At 40.2% G+C, this 8,898-nt stretch carries 5 protein-coding genes; all 5 read right to left on the bottom strand.

The window, feature by feature from the left end:
• Positions 1 to 201: 201 nt before the first annotated feature.
• Positions 202 to 1,083 carry a CPBP family intramembrane glutamic endopeptidase gene (locus E7276_RS04850; RefSeq protein ID WP_294214436.1) on the bottom strand — a complete coding sequence of 294 codons (882 nt, stop codon included), beginning with the start codon at positions 1,081 to 1,083 and terminating at the stop codon, positions 202 to 204.
• A 15-nt stretch (positions 1,084 to 1,098) separates the two neighbouring features.
• Complete coding sequence (locus E7276_RS04845) at positions 1,099 to 3,555, bottom strand: glycogen/starch/alpha-glucan phosphorylase (protein WP_294214435.1); 2,457 nt, start codon at positions 3,553 to 3,555, stop codon at positions 1,099 to 1,101.
• Positions 3,556 to 3,759: 204 nt separating this feature from the next.
• A complete protein-coding gene (ileS, locus tag E7276_RS04840) occupies positions 3,760 to 6,918 on the bottom strand; it encodes an isoleucine--tRNA ligase (RefSeq protein WP_294214434.1) in 3,159 nt (1,052 codons plus the stop codon).
• 45 nt (positions 6,919 to 6,963) lie between these two features.
• A complete protein-coding gene (locus tag E7276_RS04835; RefSeq protein ID WP_294214432.1) occupies positions 6,964 to 7,392 on the bottom strand; it encodes a DUF4190 domain-containing protein in 429 nt (142 codons plus the stop codon).
• 205 nt (positions 7,393 to 7,597) lie between these two features.
• Positions 7,598 to 8,638: a S66 family peptidase gene (locus E7276_RS04830; protein ID WP_294214431.1), complete on the bottom strand. Its 1,041-nt coding sequence runs from the start codon at positions 8,636 to 8,638 to the stop codon at positions 7,598 to 7,600.
• Positions 8,639 to 8,898: the final 260 nt, after the last annotated feature.

The following is an 8,898-nucleotide window of genomic DNA, read 5'->3' as shown; positions in this document are numbered from 1 at the left end:
GCTTGATTCCACTAGCGATGCTAGATTTTGAGGTCATGGAAACCTCAGAGTTTTGAATTACCATGTTCCTTTCCTCCTATAAATTAAAAAACATTATTTATAAAGGGAAAGTCCTTTTTCCTGCATCATAGGTCTAAATAATAGAAAAACCAGGAAAACCCGAAGGCCTTCCTGGTCCTATGATAAAAACTTCCGTGCAAATCATATATCGGTAAATGAATCCTGATTGTTAACAGTTGCTTTGCTTTTTCTCAGAATAATTAGTGCTATATATGCAAGAATCAGCGAACCTAGCACCCATCCAAAGAATCCAATAATTGTATTTCCGCCAAATGGTAAAACACCAGAGCCGTATGTACCAAATATGTTAAATAGTATATGGACTAAAATACAAAGGAAAATGTCATCAAAAAGGTACATAACATAACCAAGTCCAAGTCCAAATATACATGCATAGATTCCCTGAAGCATGTTCTTGTGGAATACTCCAAACAAGAATGCCTGAAGAGCAATAGCTGCTGGGATCGGCATATACTGCTTAGCTGAATTGAATGTCAATCCACGGAACACAAGCTCCTCTGCGATAGGTCCAAGACATAAAGCGTAGACAGTAATTACAATTGATGTGTAATCGTTGAAACCTGCACTTTCCATCAATCCCTGATATGATTCAAACAATGCTGGAAAAGCTGATGCAATTGCAACAATCAAATACATTGTCACATACTGCATACCCAAAGCAAATAAAACAGCACCTACCAATGTAACTGGTTTGTTTCCTGATGCTTTAAGAAATCCAATTTTGGTATCGCTCTTAAATAGCTTTTTGTAGAGGATTCCAAATACAATTATAGAAATAACTGCATAAGGAATATAGACAAATCCTAAATACAAAGGGCTCATAATGATACTGACTAGCGATGTATAAAATTCTGCAACTGTCGTTCCCTTAAAGGTGGCAAGAGCATATACTGCTATCCCCTCTGTAGCAATTGTCTCTACTACTGCATCAATGCACAAAACAAGTATGATTGGCAAAAATGTCCACTTTATATACTTGCTTCTATCATTATTCTGATTCATTTCTAACTCCAATAATTACTTTAATTCTAGCTTATCGAGATGCCAAATATCATCAACATACTCCTGGATTGTTCTATCTGATGAGAACTTTCCAACATGAGCTACATTTAAAAGAGCCATCTTTGCCCATTTCTCTCTTTCCTTGTAAGCCTCCTGAATCTTTTCATGAGCCTCACAATAAGAAGCGAAATCCTTGAGAACAAAATATGTATCTGCTCTATCAGTGCACTGAGTATTCAAAAGTGAATTGTAAATAGGTCTAAACAACTCTGGATTATCAATGCTATAGTAGCCGTTAACAAGCTGTGACAATACCTTCTGAATGTGATGATTATTGTTCATCTCGTCAACAGGATTGTAATCTCTGTTTTTCTCGTGAGCAATAACCTCGTCAGAGCTCATACCAAAAATAAAGATATTCTCTCCGCCAAGCTCCTGATACATCTCAACATTAGCACCGTCCATAGTACCAATAGTGATGGCACCATTAAGCATGAACTTCATGTTACCTGTACCTGATGCTTCCTTTGATGCTGTAGAAATCTGCTCAGAAACATCTGCAGCGGCGAAAATCCACTCTGCATTTGATACTCGATAATCTTCAATAAATACAACCTTAAGCTTGTTATCAATTGATTTGTCGTTATTGATAACAGCGCCTACGTTGTTGATTAGTTTAATAATGAGTTTTGCATTTTCATATCCAGCAGATGCCTTTGCGCCAAAAATGAAAGTAGTTGGATAAAAGTCCATCTCTGGATTCTCTTTAATTTGATTGTAAAGATACATAACATGGAGAATATTCAACAGTTGTCGCTTATACTCATGTAATCTCTTTACCTGTACATCAAATATAGAGTTTGGATCAACGTTGATTCCATTGTGATCCCAAATATATTTTGCAAGACGCTTTTTGTTTTCTAATTTAATATCAGTGAATTCCTTGAGGGAGCGCTTGTCATCTGCAAATTTAACAAGTTTCTCCATCTGGGAAAGGTCTGTAATCCAGCCTCTACCAATTTTTGAAATAACCCAATCTGAAAGCTTGTAATTACCATGCATCAGGAATCGACGCTGGGTAATACCGTTTGTTTTGTTGTTGAACTTTTCTGGATACATCTCGTAGAAATCATGAAGAGAAACGTTCTTCAAAATCTCTGTATGTAAGGCTGCAACACCATTAACTGAGAAGCTGGCTGCAATAGCCATATGAGCCATTTTAACCTGACCATCAGCAAGGATAGCCATACGATGAACTCTATCCTCATCACCAGGGAATTTGGCTCTGATTTCCTCGCAGAAGCGACGATTAATCTCCTCAACAATCATGTAAACTCTAGGAAGAAGTCCTTTGAAGATGTCTTCTGGCCACTTTTCTAGAGCCTCTGCCATAATTGTGTGGTTTGTGTATGCAACACAGTGTGTTGTAACTTCCCATGCTTCATCCCAACCAAGGCCATGCTCATCCATAAGAAGTCGCATAAGCTCAGCAACTGTAAGTGTTGGGTGTGTATCATTCATCTGGAATACAACCTTTTCAGGAAGCTTCTTGATGTCGTGATGATATCTCAAATATTTATCAAGTGCTCTCTGTAAAGAAGCAGATACAAAGAAATACTGCTGCTTAAGTCTAAGCTCTTTTCCCTGAACATGATTGTCATTTGGATATAAAACCTCTGTAAGGTTGCGGGCAAGATTCATGTCCTCAACTGCCTTGTCATAATCGCCACGCTCAAATGAGGCAAGTCTGAATACCTCCTTTGGCTTTGCATCCCAAATCATAAGGGTATTAACCATACCATTATCAAAGCCTGTGATAGGCATATCATAAGGAGTGGCAATTACAGAGTTGTAGCCCTCATGAATATATTTTGTAGAGCCGTCAGGCTGCTGCTCATAGCGAACCCAACCGCCAAATTTAACTTCAAACTGATACTCTGTACGCTCAAGCTCAAATGGATAACGTGTCTGAAGCCAATCATCTGGAACCTCTATCTGATATCCATCCTCTATCTTTTGCTTGAACATTCCATAGTGATATCTAATACCGCAGCCATAAGCTGGATATTGAAGGGTTGCAAGCGAATCCAAGAAACAAGATGCTAATCTACCAAGACCACCATTTCCAAGGGCTGGATCTGGCTCCTGATCCTCTATTTTGTTGATGTCAATGCCTAAGTCATCAAGTGCATCCATGACCTCTGTGTAGCCACGCATGTTAATCATGTTGTTTCCCAAAAGTCGACCAATAAGAAACTCCATGGACATGTAATAAACGCACTTAGGGTCTTGCTTAGTAAATTCCTTTTGTGTAGTAAGCCAATTGTCAATTACAACATCGTTAACTACTTCGGCGCAAGCTCTGTAAATCTCTTCGTCGCTGGCCTCCTCAAAATCCTTACGAAACATAGACTTCACACGATCTTTAATCTCGCGCTCAATCTCGCTGGTACTTGGCATCTGTCTCTTCATTTCTCAAACCCCTCCTAGTCTCAATCCGTATAAGCTGGTCGAATCACTCCGTGCTCGCGCTTGCCAAGGTTATGTTCAGCTTATACTTACTATTTTACTCTTACGATAGTTCGTAGCTATCAAGCTCTTAGTGTTGCCAAAGGAGACATGTTAGTCGACGACGGCAATATCTAAGGCTTGAGAGCGTAACGGACGAGCCGTAGTCTAACGGCGTGTTACAGCAAGTGTTACCTTCTCACCGTTGATGTTCCACTCTTTGGTGTATGCTCCAGTTGAGCCTACAGCGATTTCGTCGGCAAGAACTTCACCAGCGATTACTGCCTTATTAGCCTCAAAGATAGATTTAATTTTATCAGAGCCTTCGTAAGAAACTGTGATTCGATCCATTACTTCGAAGTTTGCTTCCTTACGCATTGTCTGAATCTTTGAAACAATTTCTCTTACGAAGCCTTCCTCAAGAAGCTCTTCTGTAAGATTTGTATCAAGAACTACTGTTACGTAGTTGTCTCCATCAGCTACAAAGCCCTCTGTCTGAGCCATAGAGATAAGTAAATCTTCTTCTGCAAGCTCGATAGATGCATCAACCTCAGGCAATTTAATAACCCCATTTGCCTTAAGCTCTGCATATGCTGCATTTCCATCAAGTGAAGCAAGAGCCTTCTGGATACCACCAAGGAACTTGCCATACTTAGGTCCTACAGTACGAAGCTGTGGCTTGAATGAATAAGATGTAAATGCTGAAACATCCTCTGTAAATGTAGCCTTCTTAACATTAAGCTCATCCTCGATGATAGATACATACATCTCATCAAGCTCATGCTCAGCCTTGATGTACATCTGACCGATTGGCTGACGGTTCTTGATGTTTGCTGTATTTCTACATGCACGACCGTGAACTACGATTTTAAGGAGCTCATCCATGTCATCCTCAAGCTTCTTGTCGATAAATGACTCATTAACAACTGGGAAATCGCAAAGGTGAATTGATTCTGGAGCAGTCTTATCAACTGAACGAACCATATTCTGATAGATTTCCTCTGTCATGAATGGAATCATTGGTGCAGAAGCAAGCGCAATGTTCTTTAAGCATGTGTAAAGTGTCATGTAAGCATTGATTTTATCCTGCTCCATGCCCTTTGCCCAGAATCTATCACGGCAACGACGTACATACCAGTTAGACAAGTCATCTACGAACTCATCAAGTGCACGTGCTGCTTCTGGAATCTTGTATGAACCAAGGTTTTCATCAACAGCCTTGATTGCTGAATTAAGACGAGAAAGAATCCATTTATCCATAACTGCAAGCTTGTCAAAATCAAGCTCGTACTTTGTAGGATCAAACTCATCAATGTTTGCATATAAAATATAGAAAGCGTATGTATTCCAAAGTGTTCCAAGGAACTTTCTCTGGCCTTCCATAACTGCATTCTCACCAAATCTCTTTGGAATCCATGGTGCTGAAGATGTATAGAAGTACCATCTAATTGCATCTGCGCCCATTTTCTCAAGTGCGTCAAATGGGTCTACTGCATTGCCCTTTGACTTTGACATCTTCTGTCCATTCTCATCCTGAACGTGGCCAAGAACGATAACGTTCTCATAAGGAGCCTTGTTGAAAAGAAGGGTAGACTCTGCCATAAGTGAGTAGAACCAACCACGTGTCTGGTCAACAGCCTCTGAAATGAACTTTGCAGGGAACTGCTGCTCAAATACTTCCTTGTTCTCGAATGGATAATGATGCTGAGCAAATGGCATAGCACCTGAATCGAACCAGCAGTCGATAACTTCTGGTACACGCTTCATTGTGCCCTTACACTCAGGACATGTGCATGTAACCTCGTCGATATATGGACGGTGAAGCTCGATAGATTCTGCATCAGCTCTACCTGAAAGCTCTGCTAACTCCTTGCGGCTACCGATTGAAATCTGCTTGCCACAGCTCTCACACTCCCAGATGTTAAGTGGTGTACCCCAGTAACGGTTACGAGAGATACCCCAGTCCTGAACATTCTCAAGCCAATCGCCGAAACGTCCCTTACCGATTGAATCTGGGATCCAGTTTACAGTGTTGTTATTTTTAATCAGGTCATCCTTAACCTCAGTCATCTTGATGAACCATGATTCTCTAGCATAGTAGATAAGTGGAGTATCACATCTCCAGCAGTGTGGATACTCATGCTCGAACTTAGGAGCATCGAAAAGCTTACCTTCCTTATCAAGGTCCTTAAGAACCTCTGGGTCTGCCTTCTTAACGAAGAGACCTGCATAAGGAGTTTCCTCGGTCATTTCACCCTTGCCATCTACGAACTGAACGAATGGAAGGTCGTATTTACGTCCAACCTTAGCATCGTCCTCACCAAATGCAGGAGCGATATGTACGATACCAGTACCATCTGACATAGTAACGTAATCATCACATGTAACGAAATGAGCCTTCTTGTGCTGCTTTTCAGCTGCAACGCCAGCGCACTCGAAAAGTGGCTCATATTCCTTGTACTCTAAATCTGTACCCTTGTATGTCTCAAGTACTTCGTAAGGCTTAGCGCCTTCTTCTGTAGCAACCTTTGAAAGCACCTTATCTGCAAGTGCCTCTGCAAGGATGTATGTATATCCATCAACAGCCTTAACCTTGATGTATGTCTCATCAGGGTTTACACAAAGTGCAAGGTTAGATGGAAGTGTCCATGGTGTTGTTGTCCATGCAAGGAAGTAAGCATCCTCGCCCTTGATTTTGAAACGAACAACTGCTGAACGCTCTTTAACTGTCTTATATCCCTGTGCAACCTCCTGTGCTGAAAGTGGAGTACCGCAACGAGGGCAATAAGGAACGATTTTGAATCCCTTATAAAGGAGCTTCTTGTCCCAGATAGTTTTAAGTGCCCACCACTCAGACTCGATGAAATTGTCATCATATGTGATGTAAGGATTGTCCATGTCTGCCCAGAAACCTACTGTGCCAGAGAAATCCTCCCACATTCCTTTATATTTCCATACAGATTCCTTACATTTTTTGATGAAAGGCTCCATACCGTATTCTTCGATTTGTTCCTTACCATTGAGACCAAGAAGCTTTTCTACTTCAAGTTCTACTGGAAGTCCGTGTGTATCCCAACCAGCCTTACGAGGAACGAATTTGCCCTTCATTGTCTGGTATCTAGGAATCATATCCTTGATAGCACGTGTCTCTACATGTCCAATATGTGGCTTTCCGTTAGCTGTTGGTGGGCCATCATAGAATGTATATGTTTCTCCTTCTTTTCTAGAATCCATTGATTTCTGGAAGATATCATTCTCCTCCCAGAACTTGAGCACCTGCTTCTCCCTTTCTACGAAGTTCAGGCTTGCGTCGACTTTGTTGTACATAAAACCTAAATTCCTTTCTTAAACGTAGCTCCCTACGTAAAATTGCTATTGTTGTTCTAATTCCTCAGGGATGTGGTACACCCCATCTTCCATTTCTATATAATTATATTCATCCTCAAGACCATAGGTCGTGATAAAATCATTATATAGAGGTATCACATGATTAATATTTAAAGAAACAGCAAACAGACTGACTATCAAGCATATAACGCTTGCTACTGCTGTAATAATGCCAAAAATGGCAAAGACTCTGCCCTGTCGCTCCTTCTGGTTAACTAAAAATATTATTGCCAGCACAACAGCGGTAATTGCTGAAAATACATTGATAAATGATATGAAAAATACCAATGAAATAATGCCTAGTATAAAGGATGCCACCGCCAATCCAATGCCCGGTTCAGGCTGTGGATAATGAGGAATGTCTGTTTTTTCCTCGTGGATAGTCTCATCCTCAAACATATAATCTTCGTTCATACTATCTCCTAATACCTATAATTATCCAATCCTAATAATCATACCCTTTTGACTGGTATTTTACAAGCAAATTGACATTCTTACTTTAAAGTAAAAAAGAGTTTTATTTTTCAAAACTACAAGTAATGCTTGGTTTACTTTATAAGAAATTTCAGGTGATTGCCTGATAAAATAAAGAAAGCTTGTGGAGACCACAAGCCTTCTGTTAAACATTATAGGAATATTCTAGTGTTAAGTTGGAATCTGCTGTGACATTTACCCTAGCACCAGAAACAATTGGAACAGCTGGAGCCAAATGTCCTACATCTGCATCCATTACAATAGGAACGTTATATTTGCCAAGGATTCCTGTAACGGCAGTATACTGATCAAGCCCCATCATCTCCTGCTTCCATCCAGCAAGTGGGCGGCCAATAATAAATCCCTTAGCATTCTCAAACCAACCTGCTCTATCTAGATTCCAAAGAGCACGTCTTATTGACATGACATTCAAATCACAGGCCTCGATAAACCAAACCACTCCTGTCTCCTTGTACTTCTCATTAAATGCCTTAACATTGTCATACTTTGTTCCAACTAGATTTGCAAGACAATCTAAACAGCCACCAGTTATGATTCCCTCAAATGCAGGCACACGATTTACCTCATCCGCTCCCATAAAAAGACGAAGCTCCTTTTTCTCTGTAAGATTATAGGAAACAAGTGGATGTTCCTCGTCCTTGAGGGATTCTAGTTCGAATGAATCATAGCCTTTAACTGATTTTTTCTTTCCAGTGAAAATGTCTATAGTGTCTGTAAGAGCCTGGTGGAGATGCTCCTGCCCAAAGGCGCCAATGCTTGGGCCATAAATAGAGGCCACATCGCAAATGGTATTTAATAGGAAAGTAAAGTTAGTATTATCCGAATAACCCATGTACCATTTGGGCTTTGCTGACTTTACCGCATCAAAATCTACATAATCGAGGGTCTCGCACATTAGCTCTCCTCCACCGCAGGTGATTAGCATATCATTATCCCCACTGCAATAGAACTCTGTAAGCTCTTTTCCACAATTCTCAGGTGTAGAGCTGATTCCTATGCCATCGTTACGCCTGCAATTAGGTCCCTCAACAATTGAGTATCCCATCCATTTAAATCTATCAATAGCCGCATTCATACATGTTTTATATGGCTCATCCGCGCAACCAAAGGATGGCGCCACCAGGCCTATTGTACCTTTATCCTGTATAAACTCTGGAAATCTCATAGTGTTCCTCCTAGATTCTTTTCCACTACCAATATTGTCTTCTTTATTGTTTGTAAATATGGCTCCAATATTATCCAAGTGTACTAAACTTAGAGCACTTAACACTTTTTCTTAGTACCACAGTAATGACAGTACTAAACTCAGGGGGCACTGTCCACTTTTCTTAGTACCGTTTTTTGTACCTGTACTAATATATTACAGAAATGTCATTATTTTTAGTACCTAATTTTTGTTTTGTACTAAAATATTTTAAATATATC

It is taken from the genome of Pseudobutyrivibrio sp., from assembly GCF_015057185.1.
Taxonomy (GTDB): domain Bacteria; phylum Bacillota; class Clostridia; order Lachnospirales; family Lachnospiraceae; genus Pseudobutyrivibrio.
The sequence above is the reverse complement of the archived record's forward strand: the minus strand, read 5'-3'. Positions and strand labels throughout refer to the sequence as shown.